This window comes from Microcoleus sp. F10-B2 (genome assembly GCF_036704965.1).
Taxonomy (GTDB): domain Bacteria; phylum Cyanobacteriota; class Cyanobacteriia; order Cyanobacteriales; family Microcoleaceae; genus Microcoleus.
In genome coordinates, this window is the sequence record NZ_JAUBTB010000002.1 from 124,433 (window position 1) to 146,782 (window position 22,350).

At 46.7% G+C, this 22,350-nt stretch carries 25 protein-coding genes, 1 tRNA gene and 1 pseudogene; 10 read left to right on the forward strand and 17 right to left on the reverse strand.

Annotation, left to right across the window (positions count from 1 at the left end; translation table 11 throughout):
- Positions 1-49: 49 nt before the first annotated feature.
- Positions 50-919 (forward strand): Uma2 family endonuclease, encoded by an 870-nt coding sequence (locus QUA99_RS01420; protein WP_333234640.1) that lies wholly within the window; start codon positions 50-52, stop codon positions 917-919.
- Positions 920-1,145: 226 nt separating this feature from the next.
- Positions 1,146-1,685 (forward strand): hypothetical protein, encoded by a 540-nt coding sequence (locus QUA99_RS01425; RefSeq protein ID WP_333234641.1) that lies wholly within the window; start codon positions 1,146-1,148, stop codon positions 1,683-1,685.
- A gap of 37 nt (positions 1,686-1,722) precedes the next feature.
- Here QUA99_RS01425 and QUA99_RS01430 read toward each other — a convergent pair whose 3' ends face one another.
- The 5 genes from QUA99_RS01430 to QUA99_RS01450 all read right to left on the reverse strand — a co-directional run bounded on the left by QUA99_RS01430 (position 1,723) and on the right by QUA99_RS01450 (position 4,740).
- Positions 1,723-2,004, reverse strand: coding sequence for a type II toxin-antitoxin system RelE/ParE family toxin (locus tag QUA99_RS01430; RefSeq protein WP_172191064.1), 282 nt, complete (start codon positions 2,002-2,004; stop codon positions 1,723-1,725).
- Complete coding sequence (locus tag QUA99_RS01435; protein ID WP_333234642.1) at positions 2,004-2,228, reverse strand: hypothetical protein; 225 nt, start codon at positions 2,226-2,228, stop codon at positions 2,004-2,006. The genes QUA99_RS01430 and QUA99_RS01435 overlap by 1 nt, the downstream gene beginning before the upstream one ends.
- 89 nt (positions 2,229-2,317) lie before the next feature.
- The gene (locus tag QUA99_RS01440; protein ID WP_333234643.1) at positions 2,318-2,506 is read right to left on the reverse strand and encodes a hypothetical protein; all 189 of its coding nucleotides are present in this window, start codon (positions 2,504-2,506) and stop codon (positions 2,318-2,320) included.
- Between the two features lie 62 nt (positions 2,507-2,568).
- A complete protein-coding gene (locus tag QUA99_RS01445) occupies positions 2,569-4,296 on the reverse strand; it encodes a succinate dehydrogenase/fumarate reductase flavoprotein subunit (protein ID WP_333234644.1) in 1,728 nt (575 codons plus the stop codon).
- Between the two features lie 129 nt (positions 4,297-4,425).
- Positions 4,426-4,740 carry a hypothetical protein gene (locus QUA99_RS01450; RefSeq protein ID WP_333070018.1) on the reverse strand — a complete coding sequence of 105 codons (315 nt, stop codon included), beginning with the start codon at positions 4,738-4,740 and terminating at the stop codon, positions 4,426-4,428.
- Between the two features lie 840 nt (positions 4,741-5,580).
- Here QUA99_RS01450 and QUA99_RS01455 point away from each other — a divergent pair.
- Together QUA99_RS01455 and QUA99_RS01460 are read left to right on the forward strand one after the other, a co-directional pair.
- Positions 5,581-6,306 (forward strand): lysophospholipid acyltransferase family protein, encoded by a 726-nt coding sequence (locus tag QUA99_RS01455; RefSeq protein WP_333234645.1) that lies wholly within the window; start codon positions 5,581-5,583, stop codon positions 6,304-6,306.
- Positions 6,307-6,405: 99 nt separating this feature from the next.
- On the forward strand, positions 6,406-7,227 hold the full coding sequence (locus QUA99_RS01460; RefSeq protein WP_333234646.1) for an alpha/beta hydrolase: 822 nt from the start codon (positions 6,406-6,408) through the stop codon (positions 7,225-7,227).
- Between the two features lie 235 nt (positions 7,228-7,462).
- Here QUA99_RS01460 and QUA99_RS01465 read toward each other — a convergent pair whose 3' ends face one another.
- From QUA99_RS01465 to nadA, 8 genes are all read right to left on the reverse strand, one after another.
- Entirely contained in the window at positions 7,463-8,167 is a 705-nt protein-coding gene (locus QUA99_RS01465; protein ID WP_333234647.1) for a DUF2996 domain-containing protein, read from the reverse strand.
- 179 nt (positions 8,168-8,346) lie between these two features.
- Positions 8,347-9,234 (reverse strand): hypothetical protein, encoded by an 888-nt coding sequence (locus QUA99_RS01470; protein WP_333234648.1) that lies wholly within the window; start codon positions 9,232-9,234, stop codon positions 8,347-8,349.
- 138 nt (positions 9,235-9,372) lie between these two features.
- Entirely contained in the window at positions 9,373-9,927 is a 555-nt protein-coding gene (locus QUA99_RS01475; protein ID WP_333234649.1) for a hypothetical protein, read from the reverse strand.
- A 340-nt stretch (positions 9,928-10,267) separates the two neighbouring features.
- On the reverse strand, positions 10,268-10,384 hold the full coding sequence (locus tag QUA99_RS01480) for a photosystem I reaction center subunit VIII (RefSeq protein ID WP_333129573.1): 117 nt from the start codon (positions 10,382-10,384) through the stop codon (positions 10,268-10,270).
- 57 nt (positions 10,385-10,441) lie between these two features.
- Positions 10,442-10,951 carry a photosystem I reaction center protein subunit XI gene (locus QUA99_RS01485; RefSeq protein WP_333234676.1) on the reverse strand — a complete coding sequence of 170 codons (510 nt, stop codon included), beginning with the start codon at positions 10,949-10,951 and terminating at the stop codon, positions 10,442-10,444.
- 114 nt (positions 10,952-11,065) lie between these two features.
- Positions 11,066-11,782 carry a TIGR04283 family arsenosugar biosynthesis glycosyltransferase gene (locus tag QUA99_RS01490; RefSeq protein ID WP_333234650.1) on the reverse strand — a complete coding sequence of 239 codons (717 nt, stop codon included), beginning with the start codon at positions 11,780-11,782 and terminating at the stop codon, positions 11,066-11,068.
- A 430-nt stretch (positions 11,783-12,212) separates the two neighbouring features.
- Positions 12,213-12,830: a TIGR04282 family arsenosugar biosynthesis glycosyltransferase gene (locus QUA99_RS01495; protein ID WP_333234651.1), complete on the reverse strand. Its 618-nt coding sequence runs from the start codon at positions 12,828-12,830 to the stop codon at positions 12,213-12,215.
- A gap of 166 nt (positions 12,831-12,996) precedes the next feature.
- Positions 12,997-13,965 (reverse strand): quinolinate synthase NadA, encoded by a 969-nt coding sequence (gene nadA, locus QUA99_RS01500; RefSeq protein WP_333234652.1) that lies wholly within the window; start codon positions 13,963-13,965, stop codon positions 12,997-12,999.
- Between the two features lie 211 nt (positions 13,966-14,176).
- On the opposite strand from nadA, the gene QUA99_RS01505 reads away from it, so the two are divergent.
- A complete protein-coding gene (locus QUA99_RS01505; RefSeq protein WP_333234653.1) occupies positions 14,177-15,094 on the forward strand; it encodes a TIGR04168 family protein in 918 nt (305 codons plus the stop codon).
- A 34-nt stretch (positions 15,095-15,128) separates the two neighbouring features.
- A tRNA-Ser gene (locus tag QUA99_RS01510) sits at positions 15,129-15,213 on the forward strand.
- 156 nt (positions 15,214-15,369) lie between these two features.
- On the opposite strand, the gene QUA99_RS01515 is transcribed toward QUA99_RS01510, so the two are convergent.
- Complete coding sequence (locus QUA99_RS01515) at positions 15,370-15,750, reverse strand: translation initiation factor (RefSeq protein ID WP_333234654.1); 381 nt, start codon at positions 15,748-15,750, stop codon at positions 15,370-15,372.
- A gap of 108 nt (positions 15,751-15,858) precedes the next feature.
- Positions 15,859-16,359: a hypothetical protein gene (locus tag QUA99_RS01520; RefSeq protein ID WP_333234655.1), complete on the reverse strand. Its 501-nt coding sequence runs from the start codon at positions 16,357-16,359 to the stop codon at positions 15,859-15,861.
- A gap of 686 nt (positions 16,360-17,045) precedes the next feature.
- Here QUA99_RS01520 and QUA99_RS01525 point away from each other — a divergent pair.
- Positions 17,046-17,564, forward strand: coding sequence for a pentapeptide repeat-containing protein (locus QUA99_RS01525; RefSeq protein ID WP_333234656.1), 519 nt, complete (start codon positions 17,046-17,048; stop codon positions 17,562-17,564).
- A 100-nt stretch (positions 17,565-17,664) separates the two neighbouring features.
- Here QUA99_RS01525 and QUA99_RS01530 read toward each other — a convergent pair whose 3' ends face one another.
- Positions 17,665-17,787, reverse strand: a complete 123-nt coding sequence (locus QUA99_RS01530; RefSeq protein ID WP_006633228.1) for a hypothetical protein — start codon at positions 17,785-17,787, stop codon at positions 17,665-17,667.
- 20 nt (positions 17,788-17,807) lie between these two features.
- Between QUA99_RS01530 and QUA99_RS01535 the strand changes: the two genes are divergently transcribed.
- The 3 genes and pseudogenes from QUA99_RS01535 to QUA99_RS01545 all read left to right on the forward strand — a co-directional run bounded on the left by QUA99_RS01535 (position 17,808) and on the right by QUA99_RS01545 (position 20,828).
- Positions 17,808-18,419, forward strand: a complete 612-nt coding sequence (locus tag QUA99_RS01535; RefSeq protein WP_333234657.1) for a DNA-3-methyladenine glycosylase — start codon at positions 17,808-17,810, stop codon at positions 18,417-18,419.
- Positions 18,420-18,468: 49 nt separating this feature from the next.
- Complete coding sequence (locus QUA99_RS01540) at positions 18,469-18,768, forward strand: hypothetical protein (RefSeq protein ID WP_333234658.1); 300 nt, start codon at positions 18,469-18,471, stop codon at positions 18,766-18,768.
- Positions 18,769-19,599: 831 nt separating this feature from the next.
- Positions 19,600-20,828: pseudogene (locus tag QUA99_RS01545) on the forward strand (ISAs1 family transposase).
- Positions 20,829-21,117: 289 nt separating this feature from the next.
- On the opposite strand, the gene QUA99_RS01550 reads toward QUA99_RS01545, so the two are convergent.
- On the reverse strand, positions 21,118-22,323 hold the full coding sequence (locus tag QUA99_RS01550; protein WP_333234659.1) for an SGNH/GDSL hydrolase family protein: 1,206 nt from the start codon (positions 22,321-22,323) through the stop codon (positions 21,118-21,120).
- Positions 22,324-22,350: the final 27 nt, after the last annotated feature.

Here is a 22,350-nt window from a genome sequence, read left to right on the forward strand (position 1 = left end):
GAGATTACCAATTACTAAATACCAATTAGGTAAGACCTCGGAGGGAATTATGACTGCTAGCGTTAACCGCGTTGTTCTACCTCCTGCTTTTCCAGACCACACTCAATTACCAGAGTCAGACGGTACTTTTGTGAAAAATTTTCAGGAGCATCCGCAAAGTTTAATTTTAACAGATTCGATCGGTCAAATTTTGCAGCAGCGGCATCCTGACGGACAATATGCGATCGGTCAAGACTGCGGCATTTACTGGCGAGAAACCGAGCCGCCGGAAAAAGGTGCAGAAGCTCCTGATTGGTTTTATGTTCCCAATGTACCTCCTAATTTAGACGGTCAAATTCGCCGTTCTTACGTGCTGTGGCGAGAACACATAGCACCGTTAATTGCTTTGGAATTTGCGAGCGGGAACGGTGATGAAGAGCGCGATCGTACTCCTTTATCTCGCACCGAGGAAGGGGTAGTCACTAAACCTGGAAAGTTTTGGGTGTACGAACAGGTGATGCGAATTCCCTATTACGGCATCTATGAAATTAACAGCGGTCGATTAGAAGTTTATCGATTGATTGAGGGGTATTATCAACTGTTAGAACTCAATCAACGCGGTCATTTTCCCATTGCATCTTTAGGCATAGAATTGGGACTTTGGCAAGGCAGTTATCAAAATCAAACCATGCTTTGGCTGCGCTGGTGGGACGAGGAAGGTAATTTGCTGTTAATTGGCGATGAAAGAGCCGAATTAGAGAGATTGCGAGGGGAACAACAGCGGGAAAGGGCAGAAAGTGCAGAACAGGCACGACAAGCTGAATTTCTGGCAAGAAGGGATGCAATTCCCCGGTTGTTGGGAATGGGTTTGAGTGCCGAACAGGTGGCGCAGGCGTTAAGTTTATCTGTGGAGGAAGTGACGGAGAATGCTGGAGAGTGACATAGTGAGAGAGAATGGGGGAAAAGGGCGATCGCTATCAATAAACTTTTTCAGGGAAACCGATGTTGAGCAATGACATTACGCCTTTAGCTTATCAAATGGCTAGCTGCTTGCGCAAACGGCACTGGTGCAAATAATAAATCACAGATACTGGAAACACATTCACACAAAGAGGGCTATAGCGATGTCGGATAAATTTCCCCACCCACCAAATCCTCGCCTAAAAATGCTGATCGTTGAGGATGGAAGGGCCAGTGGTCTTGACTTGCTTTACCGCCAGTTTCGTCGCAAATTTCAAGTATTCAGGGCAGAATCAGGTCCCGCCGCCTTAGAAATCTTGGCAAGGGAAGGAGAAGTTGCCGTCATTATCTGCGATGAGCCGACGCCCAAAATGAGCGTGACTGAGTTCCTCCGTTTGACGGCGGTACAGTACCCCGATACGAGCCAAATTATGTTAATTAGTTATACGGAACATTTCTTTGAAGCTATTGATGCTGGCAAACTATGCCATTACATTGCTAAGCCTTGGAATCCCGAAGAGCTTAACGTTTTTGTCACTAGACTGGTTGATACTTACACTCTCCGGAAAGCGCGCACCAATGAACTGCGACAGCGAGACGAGAGTGCAGAGCAGGCACGAAAAGCTGGATTTCAGGCAATAAGGGATGCAATTCCCCGCTTGTTGGGAATGGGATTGAGTGCCGAACAAGTGGCAGAGGCGTTAAGTTTATCTGTGGAGGAAGTGACGGACAATGCTGGAGAGTGAGATAGTGAGAGAGAATTGGGGAAAAGGGCGATCGGTCTTAATAGACTTCATCATGAGAACCCATTTTGAGCAATAAAATAGCTTCCTCTTCATCTTCTGGATCGGTCACAAACTCAAATAAAATCCGATAATCATAATCTATTGAACACGACCAGATACCCGATAAATCTCCTGTCAGTTTGTGAGTTCGCAAGCTGGGGTTAAAGCAGTCTTCAGACAAAAGTTCAAGCGTAGCTTCAATTAAAAGGCGAAGCTGAGGATTTTTACGAACTAACTTTTTGAAAGTACGAATAGATTTGGGAGTCCAACCAATTTTCATCAATCATCCAACTCCGCCATAAAATCGGCTACCGATCCAAATTTAACATTGCCCTCAGCATACTCTTGACGAACTTCTGCTACTTCCTTGAGTAATTCATTTCGTCGCTGTTGTCGCAGACGATTCTGAAGAATATCTAGAAGCAGGGCTTGATCTTCTAATGATAAAACTTCTACAGCTTCAAGAGCTTGCTGGAATTGAGATGTTTGTGTCGTTTTACTCATATTTTTTTTGCTACTTATAATCACGATATTTTGTATTTATTTTAGCAAGACTTATCCTAAGCTAAAAGCAATCAACAAGGCGAACTCACTCAGTAGTCACCTAGAGCTTTACGAACCTCGATTTCTTCAGCACCGATTTCGATGGCTTCTGGAACCCTTTGTTTATCGATAATGCCTGCATCAATGAGTGCATCAACGATCGAAGCTGCTAGCCGATCGCTTGTTAAAGTTGATTTAACTTCTTCGTTCTTAAATTCCTTTTCGGGAAGTTCGCGCATTGTTTTCTTTATCCCTTTTTTTGCCGTTTAATTAGTAAGGTGGGCATCGCCCACCCTACAACTTAATACTTCCTCTCCTGCGGCTCAAACATCGTAATCGCCACAGGCATATAAGCCAAATCAATTCCCGCAGGCGAATAATACGCCATTGTATGCTTCAAGAAATTGCTGTCATCGCGCTCAGTAAAATCTTCCCGCGAATGAGCTCCCCGACTTTCCTGCCGGTTTAAAGCAGAAGTTAAAATCATTTTTCCGACAATTATCAAACTCCGCAACTCCAAAGCTTCCACAATTTCCGTATTCCACAATTTGCCTTTATCGTCTAAGTAAACATCCTCATATTGTCGCTCTAAATATTCCAATTTCTTTAAACCTTCCTGCATCAATTCGGCGCTACGAAATACGCCACAATACTCAGTCATAGTATCTTGATACTGCTGCCGCACTTGATTGATTCGGTATTTTCCGGGACGTTCTAAAAGTGCCTGAATTTGCTCTTTTGCTTCCGTAATATAACGCTGTTCGTCTACAGCAGGCAATTTGCGATTTTGTACGAATTGTGCTATGGTTGCGCCAGTAACTTTGCCGTAAACGACGCATTCTAAAAGCGAATTACTGCCCAAACGGTTTGCGCCGTGAACTGACACGCAAGCTGCTTCGCCGGCTGCAAAGAAACCGTCTACCAAACCCTCAGGACTGCTGCGAACTTGCCCGCTAACATTAGTAGGAATTCCCCCCATTGAATAGTGAACGGTAGGGCGCACGGGCATGGGCTGATTTACGGCATCAATTCCTAACAAACGGTGGGCTTCTTCCCAAGCAAAAGGAATTTTGCTCATGATTTTTTCGCGTCCCATGTGCCGCAAATCGAGGTAGATAAAGGGGCCGCCGGCACTACCATCAACATTAATTCCTCGGCCGGCGCGAATTTCTATGGAAATTGACCGCGAGGTGATATCCCTGGGTGCTAATTCCATCCGCGACGGGGCATAATTGGCCATAAATCGATCGCCCTCTGAATTAATCAAATAAGCGCCTTCGCCCCGCACAGCCTCCGAAATCAACACTCCCACGGGATACAAACCCGTCGGGTGAAACTGTACGAATTCCATATCTTCCAGCGGCAATCCAGCTAAAGCCGTCATCGCCAAACCGTCTCCCGTCGAGGCGTAATCGTTCGACGTGGTATTGTAAACTCGACCGTAACCGCCCGTGGCAAACATCACCGCCTTAGCACGGACAACCTCAATTTGACCGTCTAGAAGGCGGTACATAACTACCCCCTTGGCTTGGCCTTCTTCCAAAATCAGGCGCGTGACATACCACTCCTGATAGATGTGAACTCCGTAACGGCGCAGATTGTTGACCAATTCGTGGAGGATGGCGTGACCGGTTTTGTCGGCGGCGTAGCAGGTGCGGCGGTGGGAATGTCCGCCGAAAGCGCGCTGGGCAATTCTGCCGTCTGGGAGGCGGGAGAAGAGGACTCCCATGTGTTCTAAATCTATGATTACACCGGGTGCTTCCCGGGTGAGGATTTCTACCGCGTCTTGGTCGGCTAAATAGTCTGAACCTTTTACTGTGTCGAAGGCGTGGGCTTTCCAACTATCTTCGGGATCGACATTTTGCAGGCTGGAGGCCATGCCACCTTGGGCTGCGACGGAGTGCGATCGAATCGGGTGAGTTTTGGCGACGACAGCTACCTTTAAACTCGGGTCAGTCCGGGCAATTTCTACTGCAGCGCGGCAACCTGCTAAACCGCCGCCTACAATGATTACGTCGTGTTCTAGCATTTTTTTTAATTATTTTGAGTGTTCTGCTCAACTTATGGTGACGCAAAAAAAAACTTCCTACCAAAAGAGCAGGAAGTTTTTTAACTTTTGATTTGAATGGAAAATCAAAAGTTAAAATTTCAAATTGGACTAGCCGGCGCTTTCGGCAGGGTTCTGAAGCGACTGATTTCCCGTTGCAGAAGGTTGAGGTTCCGTACCGGGTTCTACAGCAAGCACTTCAATGTTATTTAGCAGAGTTGTAACGAAAGCAAACAGCAAAAAGGGCAGAGACAGCACTAAAATCAAGCCGACGGTAGCCAAGGCGTAGATTTGGCGGGCGCTACTCCACAAGGCGAGTGCCGACGCTAGACTTAGGAAGATGACTATCAGCCAAACAATGATTTGACCGTAAATGTCGCCAAAGGTGAGCGTACATCTAAGGCGATAGTTTTGGATGTTATTCATTTGATGCCTCGCGAGATTGCTATTACGACTTGTCCAAAAATACTTTGACAGTGCGTCAATGCCCACTGTAAATTTCTAAGTTTAGCTGCCGCAACTTGGTTTTGGGGTTGTTGTAAACATTCTTTATTGACACTCCCCGGCGTGAACGCACGGGGATTCTTAATTCATCGACTGACCTTTAAGCGCTGTGTCCTTGCGGCAATCCTTAAACTCTTCAACCGTGCCATTGCACCAATTGACCAGCTTAACTCACAACCACCCCAGAGAGCCTATCTCCAAAAGCGTACGCTTGATACGAGCAAGCGAGTTCGGGTGTGCCCCACCCTACTTGACTGAAACAAATTATTGATTTTCTGGTGAGAATGCGTTGATTCCCTAGCTCTGTTTTACAAGGTTTTCGCTACCCTTCTTTTTGCTCTCAAAAAGCTTTCAGGTTCTAGGGTGCCGACGATGGCGCCGCTTCACAACCGCCCACCTTGGGAATTACAACCATGTCTATTGTATCAAAAAGCCGTCCTATAACGACGGGGTTTTCAACCCAATTTCCTGATAAGTTGCCACAACACTTGATAAATTTTTGCTTCTGACTGGGAAATTCGGCCGAAACAGTTAGCTGACGCCCTCCGAGGTCTAGAAACCTGGTTTTTTAGGGTTTTGGCGGGCTGACTAGAAGGAAACGCGCGAAAAAACCAAGGTGATGGCCGCCCGTGCGTCCAGGATTGCGAAACCAAGGCATAAGGGGAAAGTCTACTTTTTGAGGGAGCCCTGACTTGGTAAAGTAATGTTAAGCTGCGTGGGAATGGAATCAACCTTTATAGCGTCGCACCTGTCTTTTCGCCCATGTCTTCAGAGAGCAAATTGCTGATTTCGCGCTGTTTCCTGGCTAGTTTGGGAACGCAGATGTTTATGTACCGCGAAGACCGAATTCCCCAACAGAGCCCGGTGCTGGTGGTGAGCAATCACCGCAGTTTCTTAGATCCTGTGCTGCTGACGGCGGCTTTGGGTCGATCGATCCGCTTTGCTTGTCATCATTACATGGGTCAAGTCCCGGTGATTCGGGAACTTGTCACGACTTTCGGCGCTTTCCCCTTGGAAGCACCGGAGCACAGACAGCAGCATTTTTTCTCTCAAGCGACAGCGCTACTCCAAGGCGGGGAGATGGTGGGGGTGTTTCCAGAGGGTGCAGAACCGATGGTGAAGTTAACTCGGCCCAATACTGTGGGGAAGTTTCAGCGGGGATTTGCTCATTTGGCTTTGCGGGCTCCGGTGCGGGATTTGGCGGTTTTGCCGGTGGCGATTAGTTCTTTTGAGGAACACTCGGTACGATCGGGTGTACCGCTCAAGTTGTTGAGTTTGTTCGATCCTTCGGAACCGCTGTTCGATCGAGCTGGGTGGCATCCTGTGATAATTTATCAGCGAGTTAATGTTTTAATCGGCCGGCCTTACTGGATTACTGCCGAGAGACAGCAGCAATATCAAGGCAAAAAAGCCAAAGCAGTTGTGGCTGAACTCACAGACCACTGTCAGGGCGAAATTGCAGAATTACTCCAACGAGGTTGTTTGTAAGTTTGTTGACTGTTGACTGTTGACTGTTGACTGTGGGCTGGTGTCAGATTTCCAATCTAAAATCTAAAATCTAAAATCTAAAATCGATTGACTTGAATCATGGCAAATGCTAACAACAAGATTCGTTTCCTAACCCCCAAACCGCCGAAACCAGATCGCCCTTTATTTGTATTTCTGCCCGGTATGGACGGGGGCGGTTTGCTGCTGCGGTCGCAAATTCCTAAATTAGCCAATCATTTCGACATTCGCTGCTTGGCTATACCGGCTGACGACATGGCTAGTTGGGAGGTACTTGTTAGCGAAACAATTGCTTTAATTGAAGCAGAAAAGCAAGTCGGAAAGCAACAGCGGCCGGTTTATCTGTGCGGCGAGTCATTTGGGGGCTGTTTAGCGATGAAAACGGTTTTAGAAGCTCCTCAATTGTGCGATCGATTAATTTTAGTCAATCCAGCTTCTTCGTTTCGACAGCAGCCTTGGGTGCAGTGGGGATCGTATCTGACTCAGTGGCTGCCGGCCAACCTTTATCCGCTGTCGGTAATCGGTCTATTGCCGATATTAGCATCATTAGGAAAGATCGGGCGCGACGATCGCCGAGCTTTGCTAGAAGCGATGCAAGCAGTACCGCAAAATACGTCTGTGTGGAGATTGGCGTTAGTGCGATCGTTTAATGTTGACGAAAATCAGTTGCGCGGCATCAAACAGCCGACGCTAGTAATTGCTAGCGGCGCCGATCGGCTGCTGCCTTCGCTAGCAGAAGCCAAGCTTTTAGTCAAGGTAATTCCCCACGCTCAAATGGTGCTGCTGGCTAACAGCGGTCATGCTTGTTTGTTAGAAACAGATGTTAACCTTTACGGGATTATGCAAGCTCGCAATTTTTTGACAAAATCAGAAGAAAATCTGTCATTAGTCAATAGTCATTAGTCAATAGTCATTGGGCATTGGGCATTGGACATTGGGCATTTCCGAAAAACAATCTTATCGGCATCAGCAATTACCAATTATATTATGTCCGGTCAATCGATTACGGCTACAGTGCGAGCTTCTAGCTCGCGAGCTAGAAGCTCGCACTGGACAATAATTATCAGGATTACCCGGACATGATGTTATCAATTACCAATGCCCAATTCCCGATTCGCAATTCCCAATTCCCAATTAACTAATTAAGATTTAGCCATTTTTGAGCGTTAAGCCGCTGGACTACGCCAAACACCATGAGGTCTAGTGTTACCTTGCGCTCGTCTATCAAAAAAGGCTCTAAAGTGCTAGTTTTGGTATTATTTTCAGCGCAGGAAAATGCCCTTTGACTTTGAATATTTTCTTGAGGAAAATACAGGTTAAATTGGCGCTGACCTGCTTGGAATTTCCCAATAACCTGCCAGCAATCGCCGGCGGAACTCATGCCGGCAACGGGGAGTTTTTGCTTTGCCAAACTCACCTCTAAATCCTGAACGCCCTGCTTAGTCAAAGCAGTTTGCAAAGCGGGCAAATAATCTTGTTGAATAAATTCCGCAAAGGGCTTGTCTTCAACAGCAGGTGCTTTTTCCTTTTTAGCTTTAGCTGGGGGCTTGTCGCCGTCGGCCTTGGCTGCGGGTTTTTTAGCAGCCGCCTGAGGCTTGTCAGCGCTGGGCAAGTCGGTTGTCTCGGCTGTGTCGGAACTCGGGGCGTTATCGATCGAAGCACTGGGAGTTTCGGATTCGCCAGCGGTAGGATTTTTCGGTTCTTTGGGCTTTTTAGCAGCCCGCTGAGGCTTGTCAGTGCTGGGCAAGTCGGTTGTCTCGGGTGCATCGGAACTCGGGGCGTTCTCGATCGCACTGGGAGTTTCCGATTCTCCAGCAGTAGGATTTTGCGGTTCTTCTGGCATTAACGCTTCCTTTTAAAAGTGATCGGTAAGGAGTTGTGAGTGCAGGTGCGGGCGATCGACTTTCTCTATCGCACACACTTTTTATCGAAAACCAACCTGAGAAAATTGCGATTCAAAAAAATTTGAACTCAACACACTCAGGGCGATCGCCCGCAAAGATCGCAACTCCTTTGGTTATTCTAAATCTCAGCGACAGCTCGTTCAATCAAACGGCGGGCGAGAGTTTGAACACCGGTGTGTTCGTAGTAGTTGGTAGTCATGTCGAGGAATGCGCCCACGTAGTCCACCTTGTCAGCAGAAATTTCCACAAAACTCTGCAAGTGGCCGAGTACGTTTTGAGGAGTCAAACCCCGATCACTCACAAAAGAGCTCATCCAGCCAGAAACCGAGTTAAAGCTTTCGCCGATAAAGCCGAGTTGGCCTGCAGGAGATCCCCCAGGAATCATGCCGCCGATCGACTTGAAGGCCTGATTATCTTGTAAATCGTTCGGGGAGAGCTTTTGAATCCAAGACTGAGTTGCCATGATAAAGTCCGGACCCAGGGGAATCAAACCGTCGAAACAAACCAAAGCAGCCATCCGCATCAGGGATTCGCCGCCGTAGTCGCCCAAAGCCCCGGCAAAATCGCCGATGCTGTCGCCGGGAAGGCCGTTGATTTGGCAAAAAGCGAGCAACTCAGTGACTAACTTCAAAGAAAGGTCGATCGTTTGAGCTTTTTCAGCCTTCGGAGTGATATTGCCGAGGAACGACAAAAACGAGACATTTTCCGCAACCTTATTAGCGAGGGCGGCACTGCCCAAAGCCTTGTCGGCACTGTCAATAGTTTGGTAAAGCCACAGAGCGCGCTGGTAGCCCTGAGACTTATCGTTGAAGAGGTAGATGGCGCGATCGCCAATTTGCTGAATCAGTTCTTCGTCTGTTTCACCAGTAACGGTGCGAATGGTATTTTCAAAGCCAACTAAATTGTTCCATTCACCGGGAACCACAAAGTCAAGCGCTCGGAGGGCTTTGACAGTCATGTTGTCTTGAGGCAGTTGATCGACTAATTCAAAGACTGTTTTGCTCACAAAAAACTCCTTATGCTGGAACGAAAATCAAAGATATTACTTTTGGCAGATGGCAAGAACTTCACAGTGTCACTTTGGCAGACCTAGTTCTAATAGCGCCAGACTGGAGTCCGGCGCGGACTGTGACAAGAGACATTGCTACTTGACGCGGGCGAGGCCACCTAGGTTAAATTTTGACAGCCAAGCTTCGCGATCGCTAGCGGTAAAAGAAGGATCGCGGGATTGAACTTTCACCTGATAGCGATTTGCCACTAAAACAGCAGTGATATTAGCACCCTGATTAACGGCGGGATAGCCGCTGATTTGCTTGGTACTTTGCTTAAATTTTTCACCTGCGCTGGGGTTGCCGGCGATGTCGTTAATCGAAAGCATCGCGACATTTTTACCGCCTTTGTTCAATTTAGCTTCAGCAAAGCCGGACTTTTCTTGAGCAAAAACGCGATCGAATCCACCGCCAGAAGAGGGGAAGTATTTATTTAACTGACCGCCTGCAACTGCCTTCTGGGGCAGATTTTGATTGCTAGCATTTGATTTATCAGCAGTTGTCTGCTGTGCTTTACCAGGTTTTTGAGTGCTTTCCTGCTGGGCTTTGTCCCAGCGGGAGGGAGCTTGGGTTTGACCGCAGGCGGTCACTAACAGCAGTACCGAGATCAGAAATGGAGCTAAAATTTTGCGCGCGAGGGGAAATGGCATCGCTGTCTCCTCATGAGATAGTTTCCAATAACAATTGTGGCTCAGGACTTCGCAATTTGTGTTGTACGAGGGGATGATTTGTGCCTGCGGGAAAAAAATCTTTGTAAAAAAATCCTCTGCCGTGCGGGCAGAGGATTTTTCGCGATCGCGACTTTAGATGCAAGAAGACAGAAGGATTGCTCCACACAGTCAAGTCTGGGGGTTGGGGTAAAGAAATTAATTTTTCTTTCTTACCAGCAATCTCAAAACAATTTTTTCTGATTTTCCCTAGATTTATTTAGAGTTTTCAGAACATTTGTCTGTCTGTCTTCCAACTTAGGTCTTGGTCTGCGCGTACAGATCAGGCGTCGCTTTCAATGTAGATAAACAACAAACCCATTACTACAACCGGCATCAGCCAGCAAACTACCGGAATCAAGATCCAAGGTAAAAAAGAAGCGGCGTATGAACCTGTCATATCAAATTCTCCCAGCTAAAGTTAGTGTGTTCCAACAGAGATATTTCCGAGTGGAGTCTAATTATTGACTAAACCCCGGAAAATGGCGTCAACGCCGTTAAAGTTTTCGAGTAAGAAATAGGCAGCAAAGACGCCGCTCATCCCGCCAATGAAGAAACCAGCGGTAAGCTGGCTCCACCCTTCAGCATTTCTGAGGGAATCGGGAGTCATGGGATTAGCGCTAGGATAGCTGGTGTTGTCTTGCTTGAAAGACACCAAACCGTAGGCAGACATACCTGCTGTACCTAGCAGAACTAAAACGAGGGCTGTAATTAATCCGCCGAGATTAGCTGCTTCTGGATAATCCCGCAGGGGTCCGAAGACGATTTCGGGGCCGACGAGGAAATAACCGTGGGCCAAACCGATTTCCAGACCTCGAACTAGGGGCGAGAGTCCTTTGCGGTAGGCGGGCAAGTTCCCAATGAATGCTTTTGTGAAATCAGAAGCACTGATAGGAGTTGCTAGATGACCCGTGAAGGGGTCGCCGTTAAAGGGTTTAATAAGCTCTGCATCTCTGGGATCGGCCATATTCTGTTTGTCCTCGCTGTGCGTAAAATTTGAGGCGTTCAAGTCATATTTTACGCAGGGACGTGTTTCCTATTTACATAATTAACGGCGAGCTTTAGAAAAGTTCACTATTCTTTAGTTTTTGGAAGAATTTTTCTTTTGCCTCTTATACCAGAAAGCGAGTCGATCGGGCGACACTCCGAGGAAATAACCGATAATTACCATTTGATTGATGGCGGTGGTTTTGATGACCCCAAGCTGCTGCCAGCGGCGGGCGGAGGTCAGCACTGGCTGGGGTACTATTTCGATGCGGCCTAGTTTTTTCAACCGCCGCACGAATTCAAAGTCTTCCATCAGGGGCAAGTCGGGAAAACCGCCAATTTTGTCAAAAGTAGCTGCGTTGAGAAAAATGGCTTGATCGCCGTAGGGCATTTGCAGAAAGTTCGATCGCCACTTTACCCCTGTTTCTACCAGCCAGAGACTGAGACTGGGGGCGTCAATCTTGAGTTGAAAGGCCCCCGCTACAGCAGACGGGTTAGCTAGTAGCCGACGCGCGCTATCGTCGTACCCGCGAGGCAAAAGAGTGTCTGCGTGGAGAAACAGCAATATCTCTCCAGTCGCGGCGGCAGCACCTGCATTCATTTGGGTGGCGCGGCCTGGGGCGGTGGAGAGAACTCGCACCCCCAAAGATTTGGCTATATCTGTAGTACCGTCACTGCTGCCGCCGTCGGCGACAATTATTTCGACATTTTTGGCCTCAAGGGCGGTGGAGATGACTGAGGCAATTGTAGGTGCTTCGTTTAAGACTGGAATGATAATGGAAATTTTGAGATGGGGATTTTCTGGCGACATACAGACTCAAGCAGCCCGTGAGAGAGAGGGCGGGTTTTGTACAAAGCTGATTTTGCCCATTTCTGACGCCGGACTCGCCCCTACATTTGGCATTAAAGTGGGAGGGCGAGTTTTGTAAAAAGCAAAGCTATTAGTTGCTCATTTTTTACACCGGGCCCGCGCCTACATTGGGCTTTCATTTGGCAGGGCGGGTTTTGTACAAAGCCGATCTGTTAGTTGCTAATTTATTTGCTAATTTATTTGCTAATTTTTGGTGTTTTCTCGCGCCTGGGACTATTGTCCCAAGCGCTGTCTAACTGCTACTGAGATTCAGCATTTGGTTAGACAAATACAATTACTATATTATGACCTTATGGTTTCACAATCAAGTAGTTTTATCTAATTAAATATGACAATTACTAATGATTGAAATAGATTAAATATAGTTTAGTTATTTCAACATATTAATATCTAAACCGAGGAGGTCTTCAGGTCGATCGATATCTGCAAGAGTGGGAAGATAAGCAATATTGAGGTCGAGATTTTGGGCGATCGCCCGCGTACAAGCAAATACTTCACTGGTTCCCCAATGAATGCCACCGAACAATTCCGGTATCGATCGCCGGAGCCCGATCAGATAATAACCTCCGTCTTTGGCCGGGCCCAAAACTAAATCGTGCTGGCTCAATTCCTCAAAAGCTTGTGCCATGATTTCTGCTTTCAAACCAGGACAATCAGTGCCGATAATTGCAGTTTTCTCAACCCCTGAATTAAAAGACTTTTGAAACGCTGCTGTCATTTTTGCTCCCAAATCGCCGTCTATTTGATTTTGATAAATAATATCAGTTCCCAACCACTCTTGCATCAGTTGTTGGCTGCCGCCGACTCGGTGAATTTCTACGGATAACCGGCGGGATTTTTGGAGAGAGAGAGCGCAGGCGATCGTCCGTTGGGCCATCAAGCGGTGAAGGTTGGCAGCGCCTGTTTTTCCGAGCACCGGAATTAGTCGAGTTTTGGTTGTTCCGGGTTCGGGATAGCGGGTGAAAACAATCAGTTTTTCGGACATCATTTATTGTTCATGAGTTTTAAAGGCAGGAACCGCAGAGGAAGAGAAGAGAAAGAGTGGACAAGTGATTCACAGATTGCCGATCGCTGTGGGTGGGTTAGGCAATGACTTAACTTAATCGCCGCGCCCAACCCACCATACAATAAATTCACTTAAAAATCGCCAGCGGTTAGCTCATTTCTAGCATTCGCTGGATGGGCTGCAAGGCTGCTAGTTGAATATCTTGGGGCATAGTAATTTCAGGGGTTTGATTTTTTAGGGATAGATACAATTTTTCCAAGGTATTTAATCTCATGTGCGGGCATTCGTTGCAAGCGCAATTATTATTGGTTGAAGGAGCGGGAATGAATCGTTTGTGCGGAGCTTGCTTTTCCATTTGGTGAATGATTCCCGGTTCAGTTGCGACAATAAAAGCTTGGCTGGAACTAGCTTGAGAATATTTGAGCAAAGCGGTGGTGGAGCCGATGTAATTAGCGTGGCGCAGCACGGGAGGTTCGCATTCTGGGTGGGCAATTATTTCGGCTTCGGGATTTTCGATTTTGAGTTGAACTATCTTTTTTTCTGAGAAGTTTTCGTGGACGATGCAAGCTCCTTGCCAAATCTCCATGTTTCTGCCTGTTTGTTCCATGACGTAGCGGCCGAGATTGCGGTCTGGCCCAAAAATTATCGGCTGATTTTCGGGAATTTGGTTGACAATTTTAACCGCGTTAGAACTGGTGCAAATTATATCGCTCATTGCCTTAATTGCGGCGGTACAATTAATGTAGGAAATTACCAAATGTCCTGGTCGATCGGCTTTGAAAGCTGCAAAGGCTTCGGGAGGGCAACTGTCGGCGAGGGAACACCCAGCATTTAAGTCTGGCAGCAATACTAATTTGTCGGGATTGAGAATTTTTGCGGTTTCGGCCATGAAATGAACTCCGGCAAAAACTATGACATCGGCGCTGGTGTTGGCGGCTTTGCGGGCAAGTTCTAGGGAGTCGCCAATGAAGTCTGCGATGTCTTGAATGTCGGAGTCTTGGTAATAGTGGGCGAGAATGACGGCGTTTAACTCTTGTTTGAGGGCGTTAATGGCTGCAAACAAGTCGTGGGGCAGTCGGGTTTGAGTAAAGTTCGGAGCAGGTGCGGTGGTAAACACAGTTAGAATATTCCGGGGAAGGTGGCGAAGACAGCTAAAGTGTATTTTGAATTATAGTTGATTTCACCAAAAAGTGCTGGCTGTTCAGTGGAGCCAATCTCAAATCTCAAATCTCAAATCCAAAATATGCTGCGGGAGAGTGCAAAAATTGGTCGCTGTTTCTTATGCTGAGTAAGAAGGGGCTAGGGATCGATCGCAGATGACAAATCACATGAATAAAGCTAAATCTATCAAAATTGCGGTGGTGGGGGACGTTCACGATTTGTGGGAACCTGAAGACGGCGAGGCCCTGAAGCATCTGGGCGTTGATTTGGTGCTGTTTGTGGGGGATTTTGGCAATGAGTCGGTGGAGGTAGTGCGGGCGATCGCCCAATTGGACATTCCGAAAGCAGCGGTGTTTGGGAACCACGACGCTTGGTATACGGCGACGGAGTGGGGCCGCAGTCAGTGCCCTTACGATCGCACTCAAGAAAATTGGGTAAAACAGCAGTTAGATTTAATGGGAGAAGCTCACGTCGGTTACGGGAAGCGTGATTTTCCCGAATTGGGCGTAACTGTGGTGGGAAGCCGCCCGTTTACTTGGGGGGGCTCGGAGTGGAAGTACGGGGATTTTTACTCGGAGTGGTTTGGGGTAGAAAGTTTTGAGGAGTCGGCACGACGCATAGCAGGGGCTGCGGCTGCGGCGGACTGCGAAAATGTGATTTTTTTGGGTCACACGGGGCCGACGGGGCTGGGAGATGCTCCTGAAGACCCCTGCGGGCGAGATTGGAAGCCCTTGGGAGGGGATTGGGGCGACCCGGATTTTGCGGAGGCGATCGATCGAACTCGTACCACAGGAAAGCACATACCGCTGGTAACTTTTGGTCATATGCACCACAAACTGCGGCACAAAAAGCATGAGTTGCGGAAGTCGCTGGAGGTGAGTGCGGAGGGTACGGTGTATTTGAATGCGGCCAGCGTACCGCGAATTGTGGAGAAAGAGTGCTCGAAACTGCGGAATTTCTCGATCGTCCTGCTGGAAAATGGAGCAGTGTCGGAAGTGTCTCTGGTATGGGTAGGGCAAGATTTCGGGGTAGAAAGAGAACAAATTCTTTATCGGCGCGCTGAATCTGCGGCTATTTGTAGTTAGAGACATTTGCTGGTATGATAAAATTTATGCGCCAGGAGAGGTGGCAGAGTGGTCGAATGCGCCTGACTTGAAATCAGGTGAACCGCAAGGTTCCGTGGGTTCAAATCCCACCCTCTCCGTTTAACAATTCTCTTGTCCGTTAAGGGTTTCAGATTCTCTATTGCCTCAAGAGTTCCCTTTTCCGCTCATCTTTGGCTGACTCGCGGTATTTCCCCAAAAAAAACACCCCTGCAGGGGTGCTGTTGCTTACCAGGTAATTTTTCTAGTCAACTGACTCAACTAAACTCTTCCTCATCCGCCGGGTCGCCGTAGGGGTCTTCGCTCGCCGGACTCACATTGCCGAACATTCCAGCATCCGCTACGTAGTCAGCCGGGTCGCCGTAGGGGTCTTCGCTCGCTGGAGTCAGGTTGCCGAACTGTCCGTAGTCGGTACCGGCGTAGTCAGCCGGGTCGCCGTAGGGGTCTTCGCTCGCCGGACGCGCGTTGCCGAACTCTCCATAGTCAGCCGGGTCGCCGTAGGGGTCTTCGCTGGCTGGACGCGCGTTGCCGAACTGTCCGGGATTTGAGGGATCCTCGTAATTGCCGTCAGGATCGACTTGCTCGCTGTCCGATCCGACGACCGCATCTTTTATCTTCCGGAAAAATCCATCTACCATGATAAAGTTCCTCTTTTTTATGTGTTGAAAAATGGCTGCTTTAGATTGGGAATCCCAGATTTAATTAAAAATCATGCAACCGGCAATCTAAAATCTCAAGTGGTTGGGCTACTGTGCTGGAATAGGACTTGTAGCTTCCGGCACGCTAGTAAGGTCTCGACCGGTAGTTTGGTTGTTGTAGCCCTGGAATTCGCGATAAGGCGCTGCCTCGGACTCCGGAACTTTAATTCCTTCAGGCGGGGGCGTTACCCAGTGAGCGCGATTCTGGGCATCGCGGTAGTAAACGCGACCGTTTTTGGAAAGGTAATATTTTCCCTGCGGCCCCTTTTCTTGCTTGTTTTGGTGCTGGCGGTACAGATAGTAAAGGGCTGCTGCTCCTGCTAAAATCGCTACTTTTTGAGTATTGCTCAATCCTTTTTTTGCTTGTGGCGAAGGACTCGGGCCGCGATTAGTTTGCACTCCTCCAGCGCGAGTGTCGTCAACAGGAGGCGGAGGAACGGAACTTTGCTGGCTAGAACCGCAAGCACTTATAAACGGAAATATCAGCAGCGTTGTCAGCAGCAGAGCCATGAAGCGCGATCTTTTTGGTTCGGGTTTGATTGTGTTCATTGCCGCTCCGAATTGTCGGGATTATAGGTAGAGTGTGTTCTGGCGAGGTTGAGGAACCTGAGCTGCTGCCAACAGTTTTTAGAGTAAATTAATTTCTCAAAGCAATTTTGACAAAAAAAGCAGTTGCTGAGAACTTAACAGCGCAGGTACGGTATGGCGTTTCTGTTTAATTATCCTCTATTTTCTACAAGACTTACTCATTCCAGGGATATAAATAAAGTTTCTTTTATTTCAGTCCGCAGGTATATGCAAATGCGCGCCTTCGGGTAAGAATAAATTCCGTTTGGGAACCGATCGAAGGGAAGTGAAGCAGACGGACGCGGGGAGTCCGAAACTCAAAGCAGCACTAGCGAGAACAAGAAAGGGAGATTTAGAGCTGAAGGAAGAAAGAAGAAGGCGCTTCGACACTTTGACTGCCCTCAGTGCGCCGCGAAGCTGAGCGGGTAAAAAGAAGGAAGAAGGAAGAAAGAATAATAGCAATGGTTTGAGCAATTAAGAACCTCCTAACCGTCTTGGCGGTTCCTGCTATATAAGTCCAGCGGTGTTTAATTGTGCCGGTGGACTGCTTGACTCAGATGCAGACAATTTTGTTTTGATTTTGTTTGGGAAATTCTGGAGAGGTCGATCGCACTATTGTAGAAATCTATTAACCGCGATTGAAAGCCCCCAAAGCTTTTCGGATATTTATGAAATTAAAGAATTTATTTACTGCTGGATTGTCCATCGCAGTTGGATTTACTGCGGTCAAATATCTAACTTTTTCAAATCAACAAAACCAAGTCAAGGAATTGTTGCAAACAAAACAGTGTCCCGAATGCAATTTCAGCAATGCCAACCTAAAAGGATTAGACTTGCAAGGAGTCAACTTGCAGGGCGCGAACCTCGAAGGTGCTAATTTATCTGAAGCCAAATTAGCCAATGCGAACCTCAAAAATGCTAACTTAAATAAAGCCAACCTGACGGGATCTGATTTGGGCTGTGCTGGCATCACTTTTAATTTTGATGCGAATGAAGAAGGAGCTAATATGGATTTTAAAGTGAGTGCCGTCCCCGAAAAGAATAACCCAGAAAATGCAGTAGTTGGTTTCAATATGAAAGCAACGGATCGAGGAGCGACAATGCGTTTCAACCTGATGGGATGCGCTGACTTCTCGAATGCTAGCTTGCAAGGAGCTCAAATGCCAAATGGCACAATTCATCCTTAGTAAGACTAGCAAATACTGTTTAAATCGATTAAATACAAAGAAAACCGCTGCCTGTTTTTCAGGCGGCGGTTTTTTTAAGCAACTAACTGCACGCCTAAAATTAGTGAGCAGAACCGTTACCGTGATACTTGTCAGTATCGTAGAATCCGTTTTTTGTACCGAAGAACAGACAGCAAACGGTGAAAACTGCTGTCAAGACTGCTAAAACTAACTTAACGTCCATAATTTACCTGCTGTTGTTGAGTGAGTGCAAATACTCAGATTGTAGAATCTTTTTGGCTGGCGCGGCCATCTACCAGCGTAGCGCCAGATTTGCTGGGATGCTCGCTGGTGCGGCAGTTTCCTGACGGCGAGACGATTCGGGGAATTATCGTGGAAACCGAAGCTTACGGCCCAGGAGACCCCGCTTGTCACGCTTATCGGCTGCGCACTCCTCGCAATCAGGTGATGTTCGGGCCTGCGGGTATGAGCTACGTTTACCTAATCTACGGGATGTATCACTGTTTTAACGTAGTGACGGATGCAGAGGGAGTTGCTAGTGCTGTGCTGGTTCGAGCTTTGCAGCTAGATGCGGTTCCCCAAGAATTCGCTGGAATTCCCGATAAGAAGCGATCGCGCCTCGCCGCCGGGCCTGGGAAACTGTGTAAGGTACTGAAGATCGATCGAACTTTCAGCGGTTTTCCTTTGGGTGCAGGCCAACTGCTGCGGTTAGAACACCGGAGCGAGAACTTTCAGCAAGCTGTGGAGGAGGGTACAATAAATTTTGTCCAAACTACGCGGATCGGGATTTCTCAAGGAATTGATTTGCCTTGGCGGTGGTATGTAGGGAACTCTACGGCTGTGTCACAACTCTAGTAATCTCAAAGGTATCAGTGTAAATTTTGTCGCTTATCTCAGTGAAATTATGACTTACTCTTCTGAAAATCCGATCGTACAACTCAAAAAATGCCTAAGCCTGGTTCAGGATGTTAGCACTCACACCGAAGCGAACCGGGCCTTCGAGCAATTGTGCGGGATTATCGATGCTGAAAATCCAATGGCGGCGCAACTTTTGGAGATGTTGTGGGAAGAGGCTATTATGGCGAGGCGATCGGCTTTATTTTGGCAGCAAATGAGCGATGTTGAGAAAGATATGGCTAATAGAATGATGGAAAATATGACGCAGATGCGGCAGAATTATTTGCGGTTGATGCAGGAAATGTAAGATTTGGTAATCGGTAATTGCTAATTGCTAATTGGTAATTAGTAATTGCCCGGACTCGGCCCCGAAACGAGAAAAACGAGTAGCACAAGCAGATTTAACTGCGGCGAGACTAATCGTCCACCAGGCAATATGTGCGTATTGAGCGCAGTCGAACCAAGTGAAAGTAAAAATCAGATAAGCAATAGCAACCGCTTCAACACCGCGCAGAGACGAATTCAGCGCTAAACATACATAAGATACCCAAAGTGCAATAGCAGCCAGCAGCCCTAAAATGCCAACTGATAGGGTTGTATCCAGAATCCAATTGTGAGCTTTGTAAGTAGGGATTTCTCTAGTGCTGATTTCACCTTTTATGTTAATATAGTCGTAAGTAAACTGGTCTAAATTTATAACAATTTGAGTTACTTGAGGATTTCGGATGTCAGGGTAAGCTCATCTAATTTGGTATAAATTGTACTTGACAAAAATGGCAAGCTCTCAAAGAGCATCCTGTCAGTAGCGATGCTTTTGAACCCATTTGAGATCGTTTGACGATCGACTGACAACGGGCTCACGGCTGACAACGAGCTGACGACTCGCAGCCTGTGAAGATGTCACATAAGTTCTATAATACTGCTCGATCTGTGTCACTAATGGTGAGGAAAAATCGGGAGCATCTCATATTTGTAAAAATACTTCTTTTGGCTCCTTCCTTCTGCCTCTTTCCTTCTGCCTCTTTCCTTCTGCCTCCTGCCCCGCAGCCTCGGGCCTCAAAACTCCAATTTCTAGCTTGGCTGCAAAACTGAGATGCTCCCGAAAAATCAATGGGGAAAGGATTCGATCGTGTGGTGAATGAGCCAAAATCATCACGCCCTGCTCGACAGGTCACAACCCATCTCCATGCAACACTTACAAGCGAGCTTATCAAATTATTGTGATGACATACCAGACCCGAGAGTCGATCGAACCAAACAACACTTACTCAAAGAGATTCTCGCGATCGCTATTTTAGCTGCGATCGCAGGAGCCGATAGGTGGGAAGACATCGAAAATTACGGTCTCAGCAAGCAGCAATGGTTAGAAGAATTTTTAGAATTACCCAATGGTATCCCCAGCGACGATACTTTTCGTCGGGGAGCGTGAAAAGCTAGACCCTAAAGTTTTTTCTTCAGAAGTTATCCCAATGGCTGCAACAAATTATGGGTTCAGTCCTCGAAGAAGCGATCCCAATAGATGGCAAAAGTTTGCGAGGTTCCTACAATCGAGAGAAAGGTTTAAAAAACTTACATTTAGTGACAGCTTGGGCGAGCGAACAACGTTTAGTCCTCGGGCAAGTCAAAGTTGAAGACCATTCCAATGAAATCACAGCAATTCCAGCCCTCCTAGAATTATATCAATTCCGCTCTTCATCGGAATGATATTAATTGACATTGCCGGAGCGATCGTCACCCTTGATGCGATGGGAACTCAAACACAGATCGTTGGGCTTATTCACAAGAAAAAAGCGGATTATGTCGTAGCATTAAAAAGCAATCATCCCACTTTCTAGCATCAAGTGAAAGACTGGTTTGAGACGGCAAAAACTCAGGAATTCAAGGGGATTGAAATGAGTTATGATTCCCGAACCGAAAAGGGACATCCGGAGCGTCGAGACTCGCAAAGCAAAGGCGGCATCAGTTGCCCAATTCTGAGGACTTTACCAACAAAAACAATCTTGCTGGACTGCGCACTATCGTTATCGTAGAAAGAGTGCGTCATCTCTGAAACAAAACCACACGCGAGGTGCAGTTTTACCTAAGTTCTGTACCAGCAGATGCTAAAGCGGAATGGTCGTGCAGTTCGCCAACATTGGGGCATTGAAAACCAACTGCATTGGAGTTTAGATGTGACCTTCAATGAAGATAAATGTCCCATTCGTTCGTTGAATAGCCCCGAGAACTTCGCTTTGGTAATACGGCTCGCACTTAATGCGGTCAACCTGTGAAACAACTCTGCAACGTAGTTTGCGACAAAAAATCAAACGGGCTGCGATGAACAATGACTATATGATGCAGATTCTCAAATGCTTTTGTCAAGCATGATTGAGATGCTCTTACCCAGCAGCCAAAACAACTGGGCCTTCATACCAACAAGAGGTTTTGTAACCAGCGCTTCAATTTAGTCATAAGGTGTATAGAAGCTGTTGTTGTATTGTCTGTCATTTATTTCTCCTAAGACTTATTCTTTTTAATTTTGGCAAGAAAAATGTCTAACTGTTGTTGATTTAGTTTAGCCGCAGAGAAGTCTGAAGGAGTGTAGCCTTTTACCTCTGGTAATGTGCAGTGCTCAATGAGCGATTTCAAAGCCTCAATGAAGGCGTAAGCCACACGTTCAATAGTTGTTCGTTGATGAAATTTCGCGCTTTATCTGCTCTTCGGAAATCTTTTGGCCAATTATTTTTCCTGCCAGTTGATGTCCCAAAGCATTCCAATGTCCAAAACATGGAACGAAATTGTCAAATCCATGTAGACAAAGTTTGTTCTTCTCGGCGTAAGTCTGAAAAGAGGGAGCTAAATTTAAGACTGTGAAGCCCTCACGCTCAGCCAAAGCGTTAATGCGCCAATCTGGATAAAACAAATCACTAATACCTAAATCTTCCATAAACTTTTGGCGGATTGATGGCTCTGGATGGACTTGAATGGGATTGCTCAAAGTAACAACTAAAAAATTTGCTCCCTTTTCTACCACTTCATTTCGCATTAACCTAATGAGTTCTTCGGTGACTTGCCAAGCCTCTTGCCAATTAGTATCAGCAGGTTCTTTATAAACTTTGTCAACAAGACTCGTTTCTCTACCTTCAGTCAAAACTCTTTGTTGTTTAAGTTGCTCTGAATAATAGTTTATTATTTTGAACATAATCTGTACGACCCGCGAGTTATCTCGGATTGTGTCATAAGCTAGCGTCCACCATGACAGTCTCGAACGATAAGCATCTGAATTTACAAAAGATCCATCAAAAACCAGCTTGTCATCCTGAAAGATAAAATAGGGTCTGAAAAAAGCTTTGAACTCGGGAAATTGGTAATTGTTAGTAACATCGTTATCTGTGAAAAAAGCTAGCAGGACAAGATCGGGTGCATACTGCCAGACTTTCTCCCTAAGGGTTATCAGCTCTTGGGCTGTTCCATAACCACGCACCCCGAAATTAATCACTTCAACTTTCTTTCCAGAAAAAGCTTCATCTTTACACAGTTTCCGTTCCATAACGTTTAAAAACGTTTGTTCTAATGGAACTTCTTGGGCTGCTACAAATGAATCTCCCAGCACGGCAATTCTGAATGTATTTTCTGGTTTTGTCTTGCTGTGTTCTCTATCGCGGAACCCCTCACTATTGATCTGGAGGTAGGCTTTTCCTTCAGATTGATACCAATCTGAGAAACCTGGGCGGTATGCCCACCCTCTGTGTTCATCAAAGGTATCAAACCTGGGATAAGTCATCCCAATCAGGCGCAAGCCAATTTCAACTATCAAAACAGCAAAAAAAACTCCGCCAAAGACCAACAAGAGGTTTTGTAACCAACGCTTCAATTTAGTCATTTTGAATAACTCAAAATCTCAAAATAA

Bases quoted from the DNA above. Each gene is read 5' to 3' on its own strand.
- QUA99_RS01450 (WP_333070018.1), bottom strand. From the start codon at position 4,740: ATGAATAACATCCAAAACTATCGCCTTAGATGTACGCTCACCTTTGGC.
- QUA99_RS01475 (WP_333234649.1), bottom strand. From the start codon at position 9,927: ATGCCATTTCCCCTCGCGCGCAAAATTTTAGCTCCATTTCTGATCTCG.
- QUA99_RS01495 (WP_333234651.1), bottom strand. From the start codon at position 12,830: ATGATGTCCGAAAAACTGATTGTTTTCACCCGCTATCCCGAACCCGGA.
- QUA99_RS01425 (WP_333234641.1), top strand. From the start codon at position 1,146: ATGCTGATCGTTGAGGATGGAAGGGCCAGTGGTCTTGACTTGCTTTAC.
- QUA99_RS01480 (WP_333129573.1), bottom strand. From the start codon at position 10,384: ATGACAGGTTCATACGCCGCTTCTTTTTTACCTTGGATCTTGATTCCG.
- QUA99_RS01465 (WP_333234647.1), bottom strand. From the start codon at position 8,167: ATGCCAGAAGAACCGCAAAATCCTACTGCTGGAGAATCGGAAACTCCC.
- QUA99_RS01520 (WP_333234655.1), bottom strand. From the start codon at position 16,359: ATGAACACAATCAAACCCGAACCAAAAAGATCGCGCTTCATGGCTCTG.
- QUA99_RS01440 (WP_333234643.1), bottom strand. From the start codon at position 2,506: ATGCGCGAACTTCCCGAAAAGGAATTTAAGAACGAAGAAGTTAAATCA.
- QUA99_RS01515 (WP_333234654.1), bottom strand. From the start codon at position 15,750: ATGGTAGATGGATTTTTCCGGAAGATAAAAGATGCGGTCGTCGGATCG.
- QUA99_RS01445 (WP_333234644.1), bottom strand. From the start codon at position 4,296: ATGCTAGAACACGACGTAATCATTGTAGGCGGCGGTTTAGCAGGTTGC.
- QUA99_RS01490 (WP_333234650.1), bottom strand. From the start codon at position 11,782: ATGTCGCCAGAAAATCCCCATCTCAAAATTTCCATTATCATTCCAGTC.
- QUA99_RS01530 (WP_006633228.1), bottom strand. From the start codon at position 17,787: ATGGACGTTAAGTTAGTTTTAGCAGTCTTGACAGCAGTTTTCACCGTT.
- QUA99_RS01505 (WP_333234653.1), top strand. From the start codon at position 14,177: ATGAATAAAGCTAAATCTATCAAAATTGCGGTGGTGGGGGACGTTCAC.
- QUA99_RS01460 (WP_333234646.1), top strand. From the start codon at position 6,406: ATGGCAAATGCTAACAACAAGATTCGTTTCCTAACCCCCAAACCGCCG.
- QUA99_RS01485 (WP_333234676.1), bottom strand. From the start codon at position 10,951: ATGGCCGATCCCAGAGATGCAGAGCTTATTAAACCCTTTAACGGCGAC.
- QUA99_RS01420 (WP_333234640.1), top strand. From the start codon at position 50: ATGACTGCTAGCGTTAACCGCGTTGTTCTACCTCCTGCTTTTCCAGAC.
- QUA99_RS01550 (WP_333234659.1), bottom strand. From the start codon at position 22,323: ATGACTAAATTGAAGCGTTGGTTACAAAACCTCTTGTTGGTCTTTGGC.
- QUA99_RS01435 (WP_333234642.1), bottom strand. From the start codon at position 2,228: ATGAGTAAAACGACACAAACATCTCAATTCCAGCAAGCTCTTGAAGCT.
- QUA99_RS01430 (WP_172191064.1), bottom strand. From the start codon at position 2,004: ATGAAAATTGGTTGGACTCCCAAATCTATTCGTACTTTCAAAAAGTTA.
- QUA99_RS01525 (WP_333234656.1), top strand. From the start codon at position 17,046: ATGAAATTAAAGAATTTATTTACTGCTGGATTGTCCATCGCAGTTGGA.
- QUA99_RS01540 (WP_333234658.1), top strand. From the start codon at position 18,469: ATGACTTACTCTTCTGAAAATCCGATCGTACAACTCAAAAAATGCCTA.
- QUA99_RS01455 (WP_333234645.1), top strand. From the start codon at position 5,581: ATGTCTTCAGAGAGCAAATTGCTGATTTCGCGCTGTTTCCTGGCTAGT.